Annotated in this window: 15 protein-coding genes, 2 tRNA genes, 3 rRNA genes and 1 pseudogene; 7 read left to right on the top strand and 14 right to left on the bottom strand. The window is 56.8% G+C overall.

Annotated features, from left to right (window positions below; all coding sequences use genetic code 11):
- Positions 1-11 precede the first annotated feature (11 nt).
- On the bottom strand, positions 12-152 hold the full coding sequence (locus RBB80_RS32650) for a hypothetical protein (protein WP_433966232.1): 141 nt from the start codon (positions 150-152) through the stop codon (positions 12-14).
- Positions 153-160: 8 nt separating this feature from the next.
- Positions 161-838: a hypothetical protein gene (locus RBB80_RS32645; protein ID WP_433966231.1), complete on the bottom strand. Its 678-nt coding sequence runs from the start codon at positions 836-838 to the stop codon at positions 161-163.
- A 73-nt stretch (positions 839-911) separates the two neighbouring features.
- Between RBB80_RS32645 and RBB80_RS32640 the strand changes: the two genes are divergently transcribed.
- A complete protein-coding gene (locus RBB80_RS32640) occupies positions 912-1,727 on the top strand; it encodes a VIT1/CCC1 transporter family protein (RefSeq protein ID WP_433966230.1) in 816 nt (271 codons plus the stop codon).
- A gap of 445 nt (positions 1,728-2,172) precedes the next feature.
- On the opposite strand, the gene RBB80_RS32635 is transcribed toward RBB80_RS32640, so the two are convergent.
- Positions 2,173-2,724, bottom strand: a complete 552-nt coding sequence (locus RBB80_RS32635; RefSeq protein WP_433966229.1) for a DUF4337 domain-containing protein — start codon at positions 2,722-2,724, stop codon at positions 2,173-2,175.
- A gap of 940 nt (positions 2,725-3,664) precedes the next feature.
- On the opposite strand from RBB80_RS32635, the gene RBB80_RS32630 reads away from it, so the two are divergent.
- The 5 genes from RBB80_RS32630 to rrf all read left to right on the top strand — a co-directional run bounded on the left by RBB80_RS32630 (position 3,665) and on the right by rrf (position 9,276).
- A 16S ribosomal RNA gene (locus tag RBB80_RS32630) occupies positions 3,665-5,160 on the top strand.
- Positions 5,161-5,477: 317 nt separating this feature from the next.
- Positions 5,478-5,554: transfer RNA gene (locus tag RBB80_RS32625), tRNA-Ile, on the top strand.
- Between the two features lie 35 nt (positions 5,555-5,589).
- Positions 5,590-5,665: transfer RNA gene (locus tag RBB80_RS32620), tRNA-Ala, on the top strand.
- Between the two features lie 389 nt (positions 5,666-6,054).
- Positions 6,055-9,003, top strand: a 23S ribosomal RNA gene (locus RBB80_RS32615).
- A 156-nt stretch (positions 9,004-9,159) separates the two neighbouring features.
- Positions 9,160-9,276 (top strand): 5S ribosomal RNA (gene rrf, locus RBB80_RS32610).
- Together the 16S, 23S and 5S rRNA genes with 2 tRNA genes alongside form the textbook arrangement of a ribosomal RNA operon.
- Before the next feature lie 537 nt (positions 9,277-9,813).
- Here the strand turns inward: rrf and RBB80_RS32605 are convergent.
- The 3 genes from RBB80_RS32605 to RBB80_RS32595 form a co-directional block, all read right to left on the bottom strand.
- Positions 9,814-10,194, bottom strand: a complete 381-nt coding sequence (locus tag RBB80_RS32605; RefSeq protein ID WP_433966228.1) for an MGMT family protein — start codon at positions 10,192-10,194, stop codon at positions 9,814-9,816.
- Between the two features lie 72 nt (positions 10,195-10,266).
- Entirely contained in the window at positions 10,267-10,992 is a 726-nt protein-coding gene (locus RBB80_RS32600; RefSeq protein ID WP_433966227.1) for a DUF899 family protein, read from the bottom strand.
- A 387-nt stretch (positions 10,993-11,379) separates the two neighbouring features.
- Entirely contained in the window at positions 11,380-13,224 is a 1,845-nt protein-coding gene (locus RBB80_RS32595) for a gamma-glutamyltransferase family protein (protein ID WP_433966226.1), read from the bottom strand.
- Between the two features lie 326 nt (positions 13,225-13,550).
- On the opposite strand from RBB80_RS32595, the gene RBB80_RS32590 reads away from it, so the two are divergent.
- Complete coding sequence (locus RBB80_RS32590; protein WP_433969999.1) at positions 13,551-14,609, top strand: SAM hydrolase/SAM-dependent halogenase family protein; 1,059 nt, start codon at positions 13,551-13,553, stop codon at positions 14,607-14,609.
- Between the two features lie 118 nt (positions 14,610-14,727).
- On the opposite strand, the pseudogene RBB80_RS32585 reads toward RBB80_RS32590, so the two are convergent.
- The 8 genes and pseudogenes from RBB80_RS32585 to RBB80_RS32550 form a co-directional block, all read right to left on the bottom strand.
- Positions 14,728-14,931: pseudogene (locus RBB80_RS32585) on the bottom strand (DUF4097 family beta strand repeat-containing protein); the annotation flags it as partial.
- Between the two features lie 35 nt (positions 14,932-14,966).
- Entirely contained in the window at positions 14,967-16,178 is a 1,212-nt protein-coding gene (locus RBB80_RS32580; protein ID WP_433966225.1) for a LiaI-LiaF-like domain-containing protein, read from the bottom strand.
- Positions 16,179-16,181: 3 nt separating this feature from the next.
- Positions 16,182-16,448, bottom strand: a complete 267-nt coding sequence (locus RBB80_RS32575; protein WP_433966224.1) for a LiaI-LiaF-like domain-containing protein — start codon at positions 16,446-16,448, stop codon at positions 16,182-16,184.
- Between the two features lie 184 nt (positions 16,449-16,632).
- Positions 16,633-17,430 (bottom strand): B-box zinc finger protein, encoded by a 798-nt coding sequence (locus RBB80_RS32570; protein WP_433966223.1) that lies wholly within the window; start codon positions 17,428-17,430, stop codon positions 16,633-16,635.
- Positions 17,408-18,424, bottom strand: a complete 1,017-nt coding sequence (locus tag RBB80_RS32565) for an anti-sigma factor family protein (RefSeq protein ID WP_433966222.1) — start codon at positions 18,422-18,424, stop codon at positions 17,408-17,410. Before RBB80_RS32565 ends, RBB80_RS32570 begins: the two co-directional genes overlap by 23 nt.
- 1 nt (position 18,425) lies before the next feature.
- Entirely contained in the window at positions 18,426-18,548 is a 123-nt protein-coding gene (locus RBB80_RS32560; protein ID WP_433966221.1) for an RNA polymerase sigma factor, read from the bottom strand.
- A complete protein-coding gene (locus RBB80_RS32555) occupies positions 18,497-19,045 on the bottom strand; it encodes an RNA polymerase sigma factor (protein ID WP_433966220.1) in 549 nt (182 codons plus the stop codon). The genes RBB80_RS32560 and RBB80_RS32555 overlap by 52 nt, the downstream gene beginning before the upstream one ends.
- Before the next feature lie 7 nt (positions 19,046-19,052).
- Positions 19,053-19,835: a superoxide dismutase family protein gene (locus RBB80_RS32550; RefSeq protein WP_433966219.1), complete on the bottom strand. Its 783-nt coding sequence runs from the start codon at positions 19,833-19,835 to the stop codon at positions 19,053-19,055.
- Positions 19,836-20,017: the final 182 nt, after the last annotated feature.

Here is a 20,017-nt window from a genome sequence, read left to right as displayed (position 1 = left end):
CATGGCTCGCATTACTGAGGAACCGCGCCGGTCTTTGCCGGAGCAGCAGCCCCAGTCGGAGTCCCTGCAGACCCGCTTCCCTCAAGCTCCCGTCTTCGCCTCCGCGCCACCGACGCAGCATCCGACACGCCAAGCTCCGTGGGAACAAACAATCCATTCTTCAGCGCCCCCGTCCGGCGACCGCATCTCCAACCTTCACATCCGCGAGCGTAATACTCTCCCCGGCTGCCCTATCTCCGGAGCCCCCTCCAGCACCGCTCCCTCTTCCACCTGGCCCCAGCTCGGTCACTCCCGCACCGCTCGCGAGAATCCCCATTCCGCGGCCGCCGCGTTTGAACGAGGTCTGCTCGTCTACGCCAATCACCTGGCTTACACCGTCCGGACGCAACACCGTCAGCTTCAACGCGTCCATATCAACCGCCGTCACCCTCCCGGTGATGTAGACCTTACCCATACCCTCCCGCGCCTTCTTCACCTGTTCGGCATCCATCACGCCGACAAACACAGCATGTACCGTCTTGGTCGCAGGGTCGAGCACACCCATCGCCCCCACACCATCGCCAGCCTTGATATCTGCAACCTTCACCGGCTGCCTGTCCTTACTCACTCTTGTATTTGCTGAGAAAACAACCTGGTACACCTCGCCCGCCTCTGTCTTCACCGTCAGATGGTCGGCGGTCGCGGCCGTAACGGTCCCGCGCACCATCTGCCCTCCCGCAAACACAGGACCGTCCCCGGGGTCGTCATTCCCCTGCTGAGCGCGCACTTGGGACGGTAGAACTGCCGCAACCATCAGCAGCATCACCGCGCCGCAACACCCAAGCCGCTGCTGTCTCATCTCGCGCCGCCCGCCTCGCCTCTTATCTCGAGTCCAATGCTCATACAGACGGTCTCCCAGCACGAAAGACTCTATGCTTCCTGCAAAACATCCGACACAACCGCCCAAGCTCTGGGGTATTCTTCCTGAGCGAAGGCTGCACTACACTACCCAAATGCATGAGGTAGCTCACCCACCCCACACCCACGCCCCCCACATCGAAGGCCACTTCGAATCCTCCGAGGCCGTTCGCGATATCGTCATCGGCTTATCCGACGGCCTCACAGTACCGTTCGCTCTCGCCGCCGGGCTCTCCGGTGCAGTCGCCTCCTCGCACATCGTTGTCCTCGCCGGTCTCGCTGAAATAGCCGCCGGCTCCATCGCCATGGGCCTCGGCGGATACCTCGCCGCCCGCGGAGATGCCGAACACTACGTCTCCGAACGCCGTCGCGAAGAGCACGAGATCGTCGAACGCACCCGCGACGAAGAAGAAGAGATCTACGAGATCTTCGAGCAATACTCGGTGAGCCGCGCCAGCGCAGAACCCGTCCTCAGTGCGCTCAAACAGAACCCAACCGCCTGGGTCGACTTCATGATGCGCTTCGAATTGGGACTCGAAGAGCCCGCAGCAAACCGCGCTCACCGCTCAGCGCTCACCATCGCAATCTCCTACATCGCCGGCGGCTTCATCCCTCTGCTGCCTTACATGCTCGTTGCAGACAATCTCACCGCACTCAAACTCTCCGTCGTCATCACGCTCATAGCTCTTGCAGTCTTCGGAGCCTTGAAGGGGAAGTTGGTAGGCACCGGGTGGCTCCGCAGCGCCCTCCAGACCGTCCTGATCGGCGGAGCCGCAGCCGCGGTCGCCTACACGCTGGCGCGTCTTCTCAACGCTCGTTCAACCGCATAGAACACGTCGTCTCGACCGAAGCAACGAACAGCTTCACAGTTCCTTGCGCAGCGGAGAGATCCCTGCATCTCGCTCTCGGCCAATACCCAGCTCGGCGCCTTCTCCCAGTGAGCCGCCCAACGCAAGTTCTAACCCTGTCAAGCCCCTCCAGACCATAAGTCCCATCCGGTCATCAACATCCACGTGGCGTACCAGTTATCACCGAACCGTTATAATGGAATTGGAAAATAAGAAAAAGCCCCGACAGCCATCGGGGTTTTTCTGCATCACCTGTAACTGCTTTAGAAAGAAGAATTTGCCAGTAAGTCTTTTGGAATGACCATTTTGCAATTTTGTGAAAAATGTAAGTAGCTGAAAATAAAAAGTTTATGGGAAAATATCCCCCGGGGGGGTGCTTCACTGTCGGAAAGCTCATGACGCTAATCAAGCTCTCGACGAGGCAAATTTAGTGAACCAACAGCCCAGACATAGCGACGATGATCCCACCTACCCCGAGTGAGAGCCCAAGAAGAAAATAGGCCCGTTTGCGGGTGAACAGCGTAATCGAGCAGAGAACCACAGCAATCTGCAACAACGCCTCTCCGAGATCGTAATGAGAGGCCTTGGCCTCAGCCCGCGTCACCTCAGCTTCGAACTCACGAGCCTTGGCCTGCTCCTCGGAGAGGTCTTCCTTCCACTTCTCGATGTGAGCCTCATACTCCTTACGCTTTGCCTCAGTAGCAGTAGCGTTGACCGTAGGCTCCATCGCAAGAAGATCCAGCGTGACCGCCAGATTATCCATGCGAATCTTCTTCGCCTGATACTCATTCCACTGATCGCCCGCGCGCGACTGCATCAGCACTGCCTCGGTGTGAGTGCGATGCCCAAGCACAGTGACCATCGCAACCAATACCGCGAGAATCGAGATGCCAAGCGAGATGCTCTTCAGCGACTCCCCACCGGACTCTCCCGATTCCTTCATCTGATTGGCAAATTCCGACACTTCATTGGCTTCCATAGTGGAACGATTCTAGACCGTGGGCCCCCGCCCTGACATTGATAAACAAAGCTCGAGGCGCAATCGCAGTCAACCCACAAATAAAATGAACATTTCTTCCCCCGTCTTTACAGGACGAAAACGACTTTTCTACAGGAAACGCAGATTATTCACAGCCTTGAGCTTGCGCTGAGGCCGAGTCGCTGATAATCTCAGGAAGTCGCAAAGAGACATACGGCAAGAAACGAAGTGGAAAGCATCAAGCTTGCACGGAAACGAAAAGCACGATACTCTAGGTGAGAAGTAAAGCAACACTGCTTCGCACCTTGGCTCTGGAATACAAGAGCAGTCAACAAGGGATGACGGAGCGCAGTCCAAGCGTTTGATATCGGTTTAGAGCCTGAGGGCCTACCGGCAATCCAAACCCAAGCCACTGCAGTTGATTTGAGATTCACCAGGAGCTAAGTGCTCCGCGCTCATTTTCGAGCGTTACGATGTTTTGACATTTTGTGCTGAGTGAATGATTGTCAACCTGTTTTCGAGGTCTTCGGGTAGAAGTAAAGCTTGAAGAAAATGAAAATAGAAGTTGACAGCCGAGATAAAGATTGATAATCTCAGAAAGTTCGCTAAAACGTCACGCGCTACTGAAGTGCTCCTCGAATGGCTGAAGTAAGGCCGTAAAAGTACCGAGAGAGATAGAGTAAGTAGCAAATACAGACGACAACAGCGCATCAAGTTCGAGGACACGAATATGGCTTATGCCGATTCAGTCCTTGATCCAAAGCTGCCCGCTTAGGTGGATGCAGTTCGGATCTTTGACAACATAGTTGAACGTGCCAGTCGTGAGATGATACGAAATTTGGTTTAGTCATTCTCACTAGTTATAAACCTCCGGTCTTTCGAGCACCGGGGGCGCTTGATCCGCACCGACCCCTGTCGATGTGCGGCAAGCAAACCAAGATTAAACGAGAGTTTGATCCTGGCTCAGAATCAACGCTGGCGGCGTGCCTAACACATGCAAGTCGCACGAGAAAGGGTAGCAATACCTGAGTAAAGTGGCGCACGGGTGAGTAACACGTGACTAATCTACCCTCGAGTGGGGAATAACTGAGAGAAATCTTAGCTAATACCGCATAACACTTACGAGTCAAAGCAGCAATGCGCTTGGGGAGGAGGTCGCGGCCGATTAGCTAGTTGGCGGGGTAATGGCCCACCAAGGCGATGATCGGTATCCGGCCTGAGAGGGCGCACGGACACACTGGAACTGAAACACGGTCCAGACTCCTACGGGAGGCAGCAGTGGGGAATTTTGCGCAATGGGGAAACCCTGACGCAGCAACGCCGCGTGGAGGATGAAATATCTTGGTATGTAAACTCCTTTCGATGGGGAAGATTATGACGGTACCCATAGAAGAAGCCCCGGCTAACTTCGTGCCAGCAGCCGCGGTAATACGAGGGGGCAAGCGTTGTTCGGATTTATTGGGCGTAAAGGGTGCGTAGGCGGTTTGATAAGTCTGATGTGAAATCTATGGGCTCAACCCATAGTCTGCATTAGAAACTGTCGGGCTTGAGTATGGGAGAGGTGAGTGGAATTTCCGGTGTAGCGGTGAAATGCGTAGATATCGGAAGGAACACCTGTGGCGAAAGCGGCTCACTGGACCATAACTGACGCTGATGCACGAAAGCTAGGGGAGCAAACAGGATTAGATACCCTGGTAGTCCTAGCCCTAAACGATGATTGCTTGATGTGGCAGGTACCCAATCCTGCCGTGTCGAAGCTAACGCGATAAGCAATCCGCCTGGGGAGTACGGTCGCAAGGCTGAAACTCAAAGGAATTGACGGGGGCCCGCACAAGCGGTGGAGCATGTGGTTTAATTCGACGCAACGCGAAGAACCTTACCTGGGCTCGAAATGTAGTGGAATCCGGCAGAAACGTCGGCGTCTAGCAATAGACCGCTATATAGGTGCTGCATGGCTGTCGTCAGCTCGTGTCGTGAGATGTTGGGTTAAGTCCCGCAACGAGCGCAACCCTTATCTTCAGTTGCTACCATTTAGTTGAGCACTCTGACGAAACCGCCTCGGATAACGGGGAGGAAGGTGGGGATGACGTCAAGTCCTCATGGCCTTTATGTCCAGGGCTACACACGTGCTACAATGGCCGGTACAAACCGCTGCAAACCCGCGAGGGGGAGCTAATCGGAAAAAGCCGGCCTCAGTTCGGATTGAGTCTGCAACTCGACTCCATGAAGCTGGAATCGCTAGTAATCGTGGATCAGCATGCCACGGTGAATACGTTCCCGGGCCTTGTACACACCGCCCGTCACATCACGAAAGTGGGTTGCACTAGAAGTCGGTGCGCTAACCGCAAGGAGCAGCCGCCCAAGGTGTAATTCATGATTGGGGTGAAGTCGTAACAAGGTAGCCGTAGGAGAACCTGCGGCTGGATCACCTCCTTTCTAAAAGAGAACGCCTCGACACACTTCAGCGCCCTGCGATTGCAGGCAACTTGGTTTTGCGACTAAGTTGAGCTTAGAGTGACGTTGTCGAGAACCATCTTGATGAGCTTCGGCAAATCTCGATGAGCCTGAACTAAACCTTCTTTTTTCGCTATCTGTCAACACCGATGGTCAATGGCGGCGTAGCTGCCATGCACGTTCAACTGTGTCCTCGAAACCTTTCGAGAGAGCTCGATTCTTGATTCTTCGGAGTCAACAACAGAGCAGCCTGCGCATCAGGCTCCTTGCTGATAAGCTGGGTCTGGTGCTGTAGAGTCGGGCCTGTAGCTCAGTTGGTTAGAGCGCACCCCTGATAAGGGTGAGGTCGGTAGTTCGAATCTACCCAGGCCCACCACCTTTATCCCGATGATCATGTAATCTGATCTTCAAGGGGCTGTAGCTCAGTTGGGAGAGCACCTGCTTTGCAAGCAGGGGGTCAACGGTTCGATCCCGTTCAGCTCCACCATAACTTCTCGATTGGCAAGTTCGATATGTAAAGCAAGCGATGTCTGCTTGAGGTTGAGTCTCTGCGCCGCAGAGGTTGAACCTTGAGCAGGAATGCTCAAGCCGCCTGAGGGCGCGAAGTGATGACGCAGCAATGCGAATCGCTCCATGATTTTTGACAACTGAATAGATTGGGTAAATATAACTACAAGGCTGAGCAGCTAGCTCTCAGGTTGTTTCTGATTGCGACGCTGTCGTCAGTATTGAGTGTCTTTAGAATAATTTTCGTGTTACCGACCTGATTCTCGCAAGTTGAGATGACGGTTGTACGACACAGGCGTGGACTATATCAAACGTAGATAGCTCTATGTTGCAGAGGTTGTCACTCTGCTGCGTGCGAGTAAATTCTATGGTCAAGCTACTAAGGGCGCACGGTGGATGCCTTGGCAGAAACAGGCGATGAAGGACGCGGCAAGCTGCGATAAGCTTCGGGGAGCGGCACACACGCGTTGATCCGGAGATTTCCGAATGGGGAAACCCACCCAGGTAAAACCTGGGTATGTCCAACTGAATTCATAGGTTGGAACAGGCGAACGGAGGGAAGTGAACCATCTCAGTACCTCCAGGAGGAGAAAGAAACCTCGATTCCGATAGTAGTGGCGAGCGAAATCGGAACAGCCCAAACCCGTACTATTTCGGTAGTTCGGGGGTTGTAGGGCCTGCAAAAGTAGAGTTACCAATCTGGTTGCTAGTCGAATCTTCTGGAAAGGAGATCCAAAGAGGGTGACAGACCCGTAGACGAAAGCGATCCAGACTCGAAGCAGGTACCTGAGTAAGGCGGGGCACGAGAAACCCTGCTTGAATCCACGGGGACCATCCCGTAAGGCTAAATACTCGTTTCTGACCGATAGTGAACCAGTACCGTGAGGGAAAGGCGAAAAGCACCCCATTGAGGGGAGTGAAAAGTACCTGAAACCGTGTGCCTACAAGCAGTGGGAGGACTATGCCCGTAAGGGAATGTCTGACCGCGTGCCTATTGCATAATGAGCCGGCTAGTTATTCTTGTCAGCAAGGTTAAGCGTGAGCGAGCCGCAGCGAAAGCGAGTCTGAATAGGGCGATAAGTTGGCAGGAATAGACGCGAAGCGGGATGATCTACCCTTGGCCAGGTTGAAGGTGAGGTAACACTCACTGGAGGACCGAACCGGTGTTTGTTGAAAAAGCTCGGATGAGCTGAGGGTAGGGGTGAAAGGCTAATCAAATTCCGTTATAGCTCGTTCTCTCCGAAATAGCTTTAGGGCTAGCCTCGGGTGATTTGGATCGGTGGTAGAGACATGGATAGACTAGGGGCTTTCCGGCTTACTGAATCTAATCAAACTTCGAATGCCGATCACAACCAGCCCGGGAGTCAGACTGTGGGGGCTAAGCTTCACAGTCGAGAGGAAAACAGTCCAGACCGCCTGCTAAGGTCCCAAAATTACAGTTAAGTGGGAAAGGAAGTCGGAACGCTCAGACAGCCAGGAGGTTGGCTTAGAAGCAGCCATCCTTTAAAGAAAGCGTAATAGCTCACTGGTCAAGCGGTCCGGTGCCGACAATACAACGGGGCTAAAACTGTATACCGAAGCAGCGGATGCACACCATTAGGTGTGCGTGGTAGGAGAGCATTCTGTCGTGGATGAAGCGCAACTGGGAAGATGCGTGGACATTACAGAAGAGACCCTGCCGGCATAAGTAGCGATAATGAAGGTGAGAACCCTTCACGCCGAAAGTCTAAGGTTTCCTGAGGAAGGTTAATCCGCTCAGGGTTAGGCGGTCCCTAAGCTGAGGCCGAAAGGCGTAAGCGATGGAAATCCGGTTAATATTCCGGACCTCCCAGTTTTTCGTTATCACGATGGGGTGACGCATAAGGATAGGCAGGACATTATATGGCTATGGTGTTCGATACGCGTAAGCTGGATTCTCTAGGCAAATCCGGAGAGTCTTAACAGTGAGGCGTAAAGCAGTAAGCCGAATGGCTGAAAGCTGCTGATTTCATGGTGCCAAGAAAAACCTCTAAGGAGAGAGATTGGGAACCGTACCACAAACCGACACAGGTAGACGAGGAGAATATCCAAAGGCGCTCGAGTGAAAGCTTGTTAAGGAACTCGGCAAATTAGACCCGTAACTTCGGGAGAAGGGTCGCCCTTCAGGGTGCAAGCCCAGAGGGGCCGCAGTGAAACGCGAACGGCGACTGTTTAACAAAAACACAGGTCTCTGCAAAGTCAAAAACGACGTATAGGGGCTGACTCCTGCCCGGTGCCGGAAGGTTAAAGGGAGAGGTTAGGGCGCAAGCTCGAAGCTTTGAACTGAAGCCCCGGTGAACGGCGGCCGTAACTATAACGGTCCTAAGGTAGCGAAATTCCTTGTCGGGTAAGTTCCGACCTGCACGAATGGAGTAACGATCGTTCGACTGTCTTAACGAGTTGCTCGGCGAACTTGTAGTACCGGTGAAGATGCCGGTTACCCGCAGCTAGACGAAAAGACCCCGTGCACCTTTACTATACTTTTACTATGAGTTACGGCCACTGCTGCGCAGGATAGGTGGGAGGCTTTGATACCGGACTTTTGGGTTCGGTGGAGCCAACGGTGAGATACCACCCTGCGGTTGTTGTGATTCTAACCTGCTCCCGTAATCCGGGAGAGGGACATAGTAAGACGGGTAGTTTGACTGGGGCGGTCGCCTCCTAAATTGTAACGGAGGCGCGCGAAGCTACACTCAGGTCGTTTGGAAATCGACCGTCGAGTGCAAAGGCATAAGTGTGGTTAACTGCGAGACCTACAAGTCGAGCAGATGCGAAAGCAGGCCTTAGTGATCCGGTGGTTCTGTATGGAAGGGCCATCGCTCAACGGATAAAAGGTACGCCGGGGATAACAGGCTGATCGAAGCCAAGAGTTCATATCGACGCTTCGGTTTGGCACCTCGATGTCGGCTCATCACATCCTGGAGCTGTAGAAGGTTCCAAGGGTTCGGCTGTTCGCCGATTAAAGTGGTACGTGAGCTGGGTTCAGAACGTCGCGAGACAGTTCGGTCTCTATCTGCTGTGGGCGTAGGAGATTTGAAGAGGGCTGTCCTTAGTACGAGAGGACCGGGATGGACGAACCTCTTGTGTTCCAGTTGTCTTGCCAAAGGCACGGCTGGGTAGCGAAGTTCGGTTGTGATAACCGCTGAATGCATATAAGCGGGAAGCACGCTCTGAGATGAGATCTCCCAACCCAAAAGGGAAATGAAGGGCCCTAGAAGACCACTAGGTTGATAGGCTGGAGGTTGAAGTGCAGTAATGCATGTAGCTTACCAGTACTAATCGCCCGTTCGGCTTGTCCATAGAATTTACTCTGCGCAGTGAGAAAGTCCACTGTTCTGGAGTCATTCAATACAAGCTTTGTAGTTATATCTTTTGGAAACTACGCAACAAGTAACAAACGTCTAATCCCAATCTATTCAGTTGTGGAAGATCGCGAGAGCGATATTTCTAAAGTTTGCCGGTGAGTTTACCGCGAGGGTCACACCCGTTCCCATCCCGAACACGGAAGTTAAGCCTCGTTGGGCCGATGGTACTGCACGCGTAAGTGTGTGGGAGATTAGGTGATCGCCGGCATAATACAAGAGCCCCATCCTTTCGAGGATGGGGCTTTTTACTGCCCGGGGCAGTCCTTTTAGGTCGCCTCCCATGCTTCTGAGGGGCCGGAAAGTCAAGAGCGGAGGACAGACCACTTGCCTGTGGATAAAACAGGTCGTAGGGGTTTGTGGTGAGTTGTGGTTGATTTTTGGTTTTAGCGGAGTCCGTTTAGGCTTTTGGGGTTGATTTGTCTGGATTTCTGAGACGAAGATTGCGGTTTAAGTGTATTAGAACGTGGTCATTAGCGTGGTATTTCGTTGGTGATTGAGTGCATTTCGGTGGTCATCTGTGGTCATTCTTTCGCTCACTGGAGAATCGGTCGCGGCTGTAAGAGCGGTTTGCGGCAATTGGACGCCTAGACGGCTTTTGGACGCCGTTCTTCAATTTCCAAGGGTGAGGGTGAGCAGCAAGAAGCTCATTAACCGAGAGGGAAGCGGGGAACCGTTCCTTCAACCGGCGGGGTAAGCCAGAGGTGGTGTCAGGGTCGTGAGAACCTCGGGCGGAGATTCTGGGGCGCTAGTCGAAGGTGTCCCAACTGCGGAGGGTGTGTTCGTAGATTTGCATGTTGACGCGCTTGCCTCGAAACTTTACGCCCTCCATGCTGAGGCGAAGGCGTTGTTCTGCTGCGCCTTCGCCTCTCAGTTTGATCTCGCCGCCTGCACCTACTACGCGTTGCCAGGGTAGTCCGTGAAGCGTGGCGCTGTGTAACAACTTGGCTACCGCTCGGTGGTAGAGCGGATAGCCTGCTGCCGCAGCAACTTTGCCGTAGGTCGAGACTTTGCCTTTGGGGATGGAACGAATGATGCGGCGAAAGGCCGCGTCCCGCGGCTCATCTTTGCGAAGCGCATCTTTCAGGATCCGTCGCTTGAGATTCTGCGGGGCGGCCGGGGTACGCATGAGCCGACTTTATCAGAGCCTGATGGCTTTCAGGAGAGCTGAAGCCATCAGGACCTAGTCATGCTTATGGACTTATCTGATCGATGTCAGTTGAGCCGGTGTGTACTCGAGTTTTGGATACCAGTCGGTGCCGCGGCCTTCGGGGTTAAGGTCGAGGAATGTCCATAGTGGGTCGATCTCCGGGGCGCCGCGGGGATCCTGGCCGAGGTCGGCCATCTCGCCGCTTATCTCGCCGCTCCAGAAGTGCCGGATGGTGCCATCGCGGCGAGTAAAGACGTTCAACCCGGGAAAATCCCCGTCGTCAGCATTGACGTATGTGCGGGTATAGTCGCCGCTCATGTCCGAGTACAGTCGCAGGTTCTGCCAGCCTCGCTCTTTACTGAATTCGAGAAGCCGCTGGATGGGGGAACGTGCGAATACAGCCAGGGCGACGCGTTCCCGGAGACTCCTCGCGGTTCCATCCCACGCGGAGAGAAAAGAGGTGCATACCGGACATGCGCGTTGGCGTTGTGGGCCGAACATCATGCTGTAGATGATCAGGGTTTGCTTGTCGCCGAAGAGTTGCGAGAGATGGACTGTTCCCTTTTCGCTTTCGAGTGTGTAGTCCTTTTCGAGTGTGCCCCCAGGCGGTAAGGCACGGCGCAGCTCAGCAACGCGTTCGATGTGTCGCCTGAGTTCGATCTCTTCGGCGAGCAGGGCATTGCGCGCCTTCCTGTATTCGGGGCTTTCATTGGGGAAGTGTGATTTGTTGTTTGCTGCAAGTTCAGTTGCCGGGATGAGAGTGGTGCTGGCGGCCATTCAGTTCTCCTTTGAGGGTCGAGCTGAGACATGGTCCTGCGGGCCCCCTGGTGAGGTGCTCGTCCTCAACAGCATATCGAGAGTTGGACGCGGGTGCCTGCGATTGGTTGGATAGGTGGACGAGTTGTTGGAGGTTGGGTGAAGGGTTCAAGCTTCCTTAGAATGCCCACTCATGTAGTGAAACTGCATGAGCGGAACAGAACCAGATCCTGCGCCTGCGGCGAAGCACGACAACAAATAGACAGAGACAAGAATGCGGGGTCTCTCCACTACGCTACAGACGATGAGTCTGTCTGTAGCTCCGGTCGAGATGACGTGTGGGTAGGAGATGTCTTTGGAAAGCTGCAACTGAATAGTAGCTTGAACTTTCGCCGCTTAGTTTCTCCGCTAGTAGGCGAGGGCGCAGCCGTCGGCGCGCATCTCTGAGGCGGCGGAGTAGAAGCGGTCGGTTCCGCTCATGCGGTGTTCGATGCATTCGTAGCGGCCGTAGCCTCCGTCGGATGGACCCATCGGCCAACCGAGGGCTATGAGGGCCTGGCGGGTGGATGGGGGGACTCCGGCTTCGAGGCGAACGATACCTTTTGAGTCGAGGTTTGGCGGATCTTCTCCCATGCTTTGGGAGGAGCCTTCGTGATGCCAGCGGGGGCTGTCTCCAGCGGCCTGGATGTCGAGTCCGTAGTCGACGCGGTTGATGATGATCTGCGCTTGTCCTTGCGGCTGCATGTCGCCGCCCATGACACCGAAGGACATCCAGGGCTTCCCGTCTTTGGTGGAGAAGCCGGGAATGATGGTCTGGAAGGGGCGCTTGCCGGGAGCGTAGATGTTTGGATGACCGTCCTCGAGCGAGAAGAGCTGGCCGCGGTCCTGGAACATGAAGCCTAAGCCGTCGGCTACCAGGCCGGAGCCCATGCCGCGGAAGTTCGATTGAATCTGCGAGATCATGAGGCCGTCTTTGTCGGCGACGGTGAAGTAGGTGGTGTCTCCGTGGCTCGGCGCGTGGCCGGGATGAACTGGTGTGAGGATACTGTCGAGCTTGATGAGTTTTGCTCGTTCGGCGGCGTAGGACTTGGAGTTGAGCCAGTCGATTGGGATCTTCGCGAAGTGAGGGTCTGCGTAGTAGCGCGCCCGATCTTCATACGCGAGGCGTTTGGCTTCGATCTGTACGTGGAGCGATGGAGCGGATTGAAAGCCCATGTTGCGCAGGTCGAAGTTCTCTGCGATGTTGAGCAACTGGAGGGTGGCGAGACCCTGGGTGTTGGCGGCCATTCCGTAGACCTCGACGCCACGGTAGGTGGTTACGAGCGGATCGCTCCACTCGGCGTGCTGGTCGCGGAGATCTTCTGCGGAGAGCCAGCCGCCGATGCGCTTGAAGTAGGCGTCGATGGTTTTGGCGATGGGGCCATCGTAGTAGGCGTCGCGACCGCCCTCGGCGATGAGGCGGTAGGTCCGGGCGAGATCAGGGTTGCGGAAGACGTCGCCTTCGCCTGGAGCTTTACCGTTTGGAGCCCAGGTGTGAAGTGCGTTCGTGGTCTCTTCCACTCCGGAGCCTGGGCGCGTGAAGGCGGCGAGGTTTCGCTTGATGTAGTACCCGATGATTTGGGGGACAGGGACACCGGATTCGGCGAGGTGAATGGCCGGTTCGAAGAGCTCGGCCCATTTGAGTTTGCCGTAGCGTTGGTGAAGCGTCCACCAGGCATCGAGGGCGCCGGGTGTGGAGACGGTTACTGCTCCGAGGGGAGGGAGTGCTCCGTTTTTGGCTCGGGCGCGTGCTGTTTCCAAGGTGAGTGACCTGGGGGAGCGGCCGGAGCCAGCCAGTCCGACGACCTTGGAGAGCTTTGGGTCCCAGATCATGGCGTAGCAGTCGCCGCCGATGCCTGAACTGGTGGGTTCGAGAAAGCCGAGACAGGCGTTGGCAGCTACGGCGGCGTCGATGGCTGAGCCGCCTTTCTTCAGAATCTCGATTGCGGTCAGGGTGGCGAGGGGATGCGCGGTGCCGGCTGCACCCGAGCAGCCCATGACGGCGGATCGGCTGGCAAAGCTGGCTCCTGAGACGCGATCGCCTGCGTGGACATCCGGACGGAGGAAACGCTCGTCGCCTGCGGGCTGAAATTTGGGAGTGGAAGCTTCCTCAGGTTTGTTGGAAGGGCTTTGACCGAGGAAAGGCGATGGATTGGAGGAGAGAGAGCCGGCAGCAGCCAACGGAAGAGAAGCGAGGAAGGAGCGACGTCGCACAGTGGTTCTCCTGAAGGGAGGTTAAGAGAAACAGAGCAGATGATGTTTAAAGTCATCTGTCGAGATATCCAATATATCAACACAGAGCATTCATATTCAGATAAGGGGCATCGCAGGATCGCTACCTCGCAGGTATCAGACCGCAGACTGGGTATGATTGAAGAGATCCCTAATTTCTTTCCGTGAGGCTGTTGGTGAGACGACCTGATTTGTTCAAGAAGATTTGTGTTCTGTTGCTGATTGCGGGCTTCTCATGGACGAGTCTTGTCCGCGAAGGGTCGGCCCAAAGCGCCTCCAATGGAAATGCGCTGCGGACGATCGGTTTCATGACGGACTTCGACGTGAAGGACGATGCTGTGGGGATTTGTAAGGCGGTGATGAATGGAGTGGCGCCCGGGGTACAGATCATTGACATCACGCATCAGGCGACGCCGTATGACATTGCGGAGGGCGCTCGATTCCTTGCAGGATCTTCGCCCTATTTTCCGAAGGATGCGGTCTTTGTTGTGGTGATCGACCCTACGGTCGGAAGTACGCGCAGGGCCATCATCGCTCATTCCAGGACGGGGCAGTATTTTGTCCTGCCGGATAACGGCCTGCTGACGTTGATTCAGGATCGGGACGGAATTGAGGGAGTGAGACAGATCACCAATCCGGAGTGGATGATCGGGGCGAAGACCTCTTCGACCTTTCACGGAAGAGATATTTTTTCGCCCGCAGGTGCGCATCTTGCGCGAGGAGATGACTGGACAAAGGCTGGTCCGGCGGTGGAGGTGGCGAGCCTGGTGAGGCTCAATCTTCGAAGCGCCGTGGTAGATGCGTCGGGCCTGCATGGCGAGGTGATTGGGACCGACGGGCCGTTTGGAAACCTGGTGCTGAACGTGCCGTCTGAGACGTTTGCGAGGCTGGGATATCACCTGGGCGATACGGTGCCGGTGCAGGTGGGCGATCATCTTTACCAGCTGCCGTTTGTAAAGACGTTCAGCGACGTCGCGGTCGGAAAGCCTTTGGCTTATATCGATTCGCGAGGGAGGCTAAGTCTCGGCATTAATCAGAATAGCTTTGCCGATACCTACGGAGTCCGGGCGTCGACTCAATCTCGATTGTTGCGAAGAGATGATGCGGCTTGCAGGGAGGTGGTGTGGGTGTCGCTGACAGTCACCCACACTATTGGTTCTGATCCTTCTGCTGTTTGGCCTCGCGCTTGGCTTCGTCGGCAGCTTGTTTGGCTTCACGCTTGGATTCGTCTGCTTCGCGTTTGGCTTCTTCGGCAGCCTGCTTTGCTTCGCGCTTCCCCTCGTCGGCAGCCTGCTTGCCTTCACGAACGGCTTCCCGCGCCTGCTCCTTCGCGTCTTGAATCGCCTGCCGCGCATCTTCCGGCATAACGGTGATTTTTGGCGGCATGGGAGGCAGAGGAGGCAGCGGCATGATGCTCCCCTTCTTCAAGGAGATATCTCCCTGGCTTGTGGAGATGTGGAGCAGGGGACCGCCTTTGCCTGCAGTGCCGTTGATGGTCTTCTTTTGCAGGCCGCCGTCGGGGATTTGAATCTCCGAAAAGTCGCTCTCGATGTCTCCGTTGGTGGCGTCGAGTTGATAGGCGAAGTTGGACTGCTCGGGCAGGGTGAGGTTGACGGAGCCGTTGCGATTTTCGACGGTGACATTGCCGAGAGGCGGCGCGCTGGTGAGATCCACTGAACCGTTGCGATTGGTTACGGTGACATCGCCGGCGACACGCTCGAGGGTTACGTTGCGGTTGCCTGCCGTGAGTGTAAGGGGCCGACGGCCTCACTGGCGGTGATGTCGGAGTGGCTGATATCGATCTCGCCGTCGAGTCGGGCAAATTGGAGATCGGTGCGGCTGGTGTGGAACTTGATGGGACCGCGAATGCGTTCGAAGTGTGTGGTACCGAAGAAGTCTCCGCTCATGGTGACGGGGCCGGTGAGGTCGGAGAGTGTTGTGTCATGACCGCGGCCTTGAATGGTGAGGGGGCCGGAGACGCTGTGGGCAGAGAGGTCGGAGTCGCTGTTGTTGACGTGCGTGATGACGGGCCCGGTGATGCCGGTGAGCTCGATGTTGCCGTGGTTGGCGGTGACCTGAAGCGGAGCCTTGAGTGCGCTTACGTGGATGTCTCCGTGATTGGCCGAGACAACTACAGGTGCAGTAGCCGGCAGGGTGATCGTAAGGTCGGCGCGGGTGCCGTCGATGGCCGGGATGGAGAGAGCCAGGTTGCCTCCGGTGTTAGTCAGATTCGGGCTAAGTTTTTGCGCTTTGCTGTCGGCGTCTGAGTCGGAACGGGTGTAGACCTCTTTGTGGACGGAGATGTGAATCTGGTTGTCGTCGCTGGTGCCGGAGATCGAGACGTCGCCGCGAGGGTTGTCGACGGTGAAACCACTGCTGGCCGGAAAGGCTTGCGAGAGCATCTGGTCGCTCTCATGTTTATCGCCGAGAAATTCGTCGAGGTTATCTTGACTGAGGTTGAGGCCATTAAGCATGTTGTGACCGTTGCCGTTGCGTACGCTGCTGAAGACAATTCCGGTGATGCCCAGGATCAGAAGCAGGGCGAAGACCCCGCCTCCGAGACGGCGACGATAGCGAGGCTGGGTGTCGTCGGACTGCATGTGCTGGTCGTAGGCCCACTCCAGGAGCATGATGACTCCGGCACCGACGAGCAGGATGGGCCAGAAGCGGGCGTACCAGTCCCAGAGAGCATGGGCTTGCAGGCGTCCGGTCTGTACGAGCAAGAAGAGGATGCCGATGGTGATCAGCAGCAGAGGTCCGAGGATGGAGCTGCGACGGAGGCTGCGTGCCTGGTAGCGGTAGGCGTCACGCTGGGCACGGGCCATGTCGCGCTGGGCACGGGCCTGCTCTTTGAGGACGCGGCGCTGATACTTCCAGTCGCCTCCGTAGGGCGGGCCGGGCGGTGGCGGGTAGGGCGGAGGAGGATAGCTTCCCATGGCCTAGCTCCCTTCCTGATCGTGCTGGCTGGAGGGGACGATGCTGGTGCTCGTCGTGGCCGGGGACGGTGGCGGGGTGACAGGGGAGGACGGAGGAACCCCATAAGGGTAGGCTACGGCTGCGGCAGATTTGAAGGACGTGTGCTGAAAGAGTGCCATGAGGCCGGCGACGACGATGAAGAGCGGCCAGCTGTGGGACCAGGACAGGATGTCGAAGGAGTCCAGCAGGAACAGGACGCCGACGAGAATGACCCAGATGGAGCCGCGCAACGCGCTGAAGAGCCGGTATTGGTAGGCGGGGTTCCGTCATCCGAGAGGCCGTTGCCTGTGCCGGTCATCTTGTGGACGAAGAGCCAGACGCCGAGGCCGATAAGGAAGAAGGGCACGATTCGGTGGATGGGAAACTGGTGGAAGAGGCCGGCGTTGCCGATCAGGAAGATGCAGCCAAGGCCAATCAACCAGAGGGCGCCGGCGGGAAAGCGGTTACGCGGTGGCGTGAGGCTGGGATCCAGCGGGTAGGCGGGAGAGCCGTAAGGCGGAATTGGGGGTACGGGTGGAGCGTAGTTCTCCCAGGGAGATCCCCAGGCGGCAGAAGGCGGCTGTTGGGGCGGATAGCCTGAGGGCGGCGGGGTGTAGGGGTGCTCGGCGGGGAGTTTGGGATGTCGGATGTGGGCGCGGTTCCTTGCGGAACGAAGGGGGCGGCTGAGCCTGATTGGCCTGCGCCGGGCCAGGATCTCCCGAAGCCGAGGCGTTCGCCGAGATCGTTGAGGCCGAAGGGATTGGGGAGCGGGGTGCCGTCTCGCCGGGCTTTGGCGGTATGGTAGGCCTCGATGACCTGGTAGCACACCCAGCCGGCGATAAAGAGCCCGAAGATACCGTGCTCGTCGGCGAGGCTGACGAGGATCGCGAAGACGACCAGATGCACGACACCTTTGGCATATTGGCCGTTGTACATTGCACCTACGCCGGGGATAAAGCCTAAGAGTGCGGCGAGGCCGGGGTTTGGTGCTCCGGGAGGGATGGGGGGCGGAATGACTCCGCTGGCAGAGTAGTTAACGCCGGCTTCGGATCCGCTATAGGCGTAAGAGCCGGCAGCGGGGGCTGGGGCTCCGGCACCTGAGAGTTTGGCGGCGAGGCAGGGTTCGCAGAAGACAGCAGAGCCAACGGTGCGGGTGCACTCCTGGCAGAGTGGCTTGCCGCAGTTCTGGCAGAAAGCAACACGTTCACGATCAGGATGGTTTGCGCAAGTCATACCAATCCCCCTTCCGACTTAATGAAACTGGGAGTAAAGACAACAAAATTCTGAGACTGGAAGGGGAGAGGGCCCGGGTGCTGAGAGACGCTACTAACTGGACATTTCCGCCGGGAGTCTCGCGACGGCTGGAGCCAGGGTTAGGTTTGGGGCTGTTCTGCTTCTGGTCATTTTTCTGGCCGGGCTTCTGATCTTTTGGATCATTCGGCTGGGTGCCAGCTGGCTTGTTTGGCTGGGACGAATCGTTGGTTGGGGTGCTGCTCGTTCCGGCAGATCCCTCATCGTCGGACGAGCGCTGCAGATCGCGGACGCGGGACTCAAGTTCGTAGACGACGCGGAGGTTGTCGGAGTAGCGGACTACTTTCGCCTTGGCCTCGTAGCAACTGCGCATGATGCTGGACGGTTTGAGGTCGCTGGCGTGAAGCTGACTGAGGCGGACCCCGGTGAGGTTCATGGTGAGGGCGATGGAGAAGAAGGCCATGGCAGCAGTCATTGCGAGACGCGGCTGCAGCATGGTCTGGCCGAAGGAGCGGAGCCCGGAGGTGACACGAGTGCGGAAGGGAAGGACCTTGGCAGAGGCAAATGGATTGGTTGCGAGGTTTCCTGTTGCGGGAAGCAGAGTCGGATGGCCGAGGAGAGTATTCGGCGTGCGAAGGTAGTCGGTTCGGCCGAGGACGATGGGGGGCTGGTCGTCTTTGGCCGGGCCGAGGGTGGTTTTGCCACTCGTTTGGGCCAGAATGCTCTCAAAAAGGGTGGCGGGAGGCTCGGGCCGGGGAGACTTGAGCATCTCCATCCAGGCGGCTCCGCGCTGGGCGTCGGCGAGCAGACCAGCGCAACTGGGGCAGCCGATCATATGGGTGTCGAAGGTGGCCTGATCTGCTGCAGAGAGCGTGCCGTCGAGTGCGTCCAGGAGCATTGCCTCGCATTGCGCGCAGTGCTGAGGATCGCCGGGTGCGCCGGGTTTGACGCTGCCGAATTGGTTGAAGTCTGCCACTTTAAACCACCTGCCCTTCTATACGTTGCAGAAGCCTTGCTAGTTCCCCGCGACCACGGCTGATGCGGCTTTTTACCGTACCTTCGGGTATGCGGAGAACCTGCGATATCTCTTTGTAATCCATATCCTCGAGATCGCGCAGGATAACAGCTTCGCGAAGCTCGGGGAGAGCTGTTTTAGCGCATTCTGGACGCGAACTTTGAGCTCGAGACCGGCCACATGATGTTCTTGAGAGGGCCGGGGGTCGGCGAGCCGATCGGCCATGGTGGGACCGTCTTCTTCGCCGTCAAAGGTGGCGTCGAGGGACTCGGAGGCGCGCTCGAGGCGGGTGCGGCGGAAGTGGTCTACCAGGAGATTGCGGGCCAGCGTGGTGATCCAGGTCTGAAAGCTGCCCTTTTGGGTGTCGAAGCTGGAGAGATTCTTGTAGAGCTTGAGGAAGACCTCCTGCGTCAGGTCTTCGGCGTCTGTACCCGAACCGGTGAAACGATAGCAGATGGCGTAGATGCGGCGATGCTGCGAGGCAACCAGCTGCTGCCAGGCCTGCGAGTCGCCGGCCATGCACTGGCGCACCAGTTTGGCGACTGCTTCCTGCGCTGCTTCCTGTTCGGGGGTACGCTCCAACTTCGCCTCAAGTGATTTTGTCGGTGGGAGAAGTGTACCGCGTGGAACGGGCGCTGGATTGATTTGTTGCTGTTGGATATGTGGGTTCTCGAGGGCCTTCGGGGCAGGCTGAGAGACATACTGGGGGGTGATTCTGGGCAGACGGCGCACCGAAAGTTTGAGCCCTGTGTGCCGGCTCACGGTGGGAATCGCCATGTGTAAAACGCCCATGCATTTGTATACGCATGGGCGTTCCGGTTTGTTCAAAGATGGACAGTGGATGTGGGTTAGGGGTAGGAGCCGAGATGACGCCGCAGGCGATCCTGTTGCCGGAGTTGCCTGCAGGGTCGGTTTTCATGTCATCCGCCTTTTCGTGAATGACGATGGAGGTTCCACCGTTGGCGAGGATGCTGTTGGCGGCGGCGGGGTCCATCGAAAGATAGTCGACGTTGAAGGTGGCATGGCCGAGATGGCCTTCGCCGATGGTGACATTGGTCGGCAGGTCGCCAGCGTGATGGCCCATCGGGTTCTGGAAGCCGTGCTGCTTATTGTCGGGGTTGAAGTGGCCGCCTGCGGTCTTGAAATCGGGTGCGTCGCAGAGCGGTTTGGCGTGGATGTGGACGCCATGCTCGCCGACGGGCAGGTTCTTGAGGTCGAGCTTGATGTGGACACCCTTCTTCGAAGGGGTGAAGGTTGCGGTACCTGCATCTTCGCCGGTGCCGGTCTTGATTGGGACGACAACATCTTTTGGTTTGGCGAAGGCTGGAACGACGAGAAGACTGAGAGTGACGGCGGCGAGGATGCTGCGCATGGCTGGTTCTCCGAATTACCTACACTTGAGAATAGCGAAGTATTTGTTTGGGTTGCGCGCTATTTCGAAACATCTATGTAAAATTTGACTCATGATTTCAGCGCGGTCCTCGATCTTGACGAAGTTGCTTGTTTTTTCGGTCCTTCCAACGATTTTTTCTGCTGCGGTTCCTGTCTCTGCGG

This window comes from Tunturiibacter gelidiferens, assembly GCF_051013345.1.
GTDB lineage: Bacteria > Acidobacteriota > Terriglobia > Terriglobales > Acidobacteriaceae > Edaphobacter > Edaphobacter gelidiferens_A.
This window is presented reverse-complemented; position numbering and strand designations above follow the sequence as displayed.

What these genes read in the sequence shown, in the direction of transcription:
- RBB80_RS32600 (WP_433966227.1), bottom strand. Translation starts at nt 10,992, where the DNA reads ATGGCCGCCAGCACCACTCTCATCCCGGCAACTGAACTTGCAGCAAAC.
- RBB80_RS32635 (WP_433966229.1), bottom strand. Translation starts at nt 2,724, where the DNA reads ATGGAAGCCAATGAAGTGTCGGAATTTGCCAATCAGATGAAGGAATCG.
- RBB80_RS32590 (WP_433969999.1), top strand. Translation starts at nt 13,551, where the DNA reads ATGACGGACTTCGACGTGAAGGACGATGCTGTGGGGATTTGTAAGGCG.
- RBB80_RS32580 (WP_433966225.1), bottom strand. Translation starts at nt 16,178, where the DNA reads ATGGGAAGCTATCCTCCTCCGCCCTACCCGCCACCGCCCGGCCCGCCC.
- RBB80_RS32605 (WP_433966228.1), bottom strand. Translation starts at nt 10,194, where the DNA reads ATGCGTACCCCGGCCGCCCCGCAGAATCTCAAGCGACGGATCCTGAAA.
- RBB80_RS32550 (WP_433966219.1), bottom strand. Translation starts at nt 19,835, where the DNA reads ATGCGCAGCATCCTCGCCGCCGTCACTCTCAGTCTTCTCGTCGTTCCA.
- RBB80_RS32645 (WP_433966231.1), bottom strand. Translation starts at nt 838, where the DNA reads ATGAGACAGCAGCGGCTTGGGTGTTGCGGCGCGGTGATGCTGCTGATG.
- RBB80_RS32560 (WP_433966221.1), bottom strand. Translation starts at nt 18,548, where the DNA reads ATGGATTACAAAGAGATATCGCAGGTTCTCCGCATACCCGAAGGTACG.
- RBB80_RS32640 (WP_433966230.1), top strand. Translation starts at nt 912, where the DNA reads ATGCTTCCTGCAAAACATCCGACACAACCGCCCAAGCTCTGGGGTATT.
- RBB80_RS32570 (WP_433966223.1), bottom strand. Translation starts at nt 17,430, where the DNA reads ATGACTTGCGCAAACCATCCTGATCGTGAACGTGTTGCTTTCTGCCAG.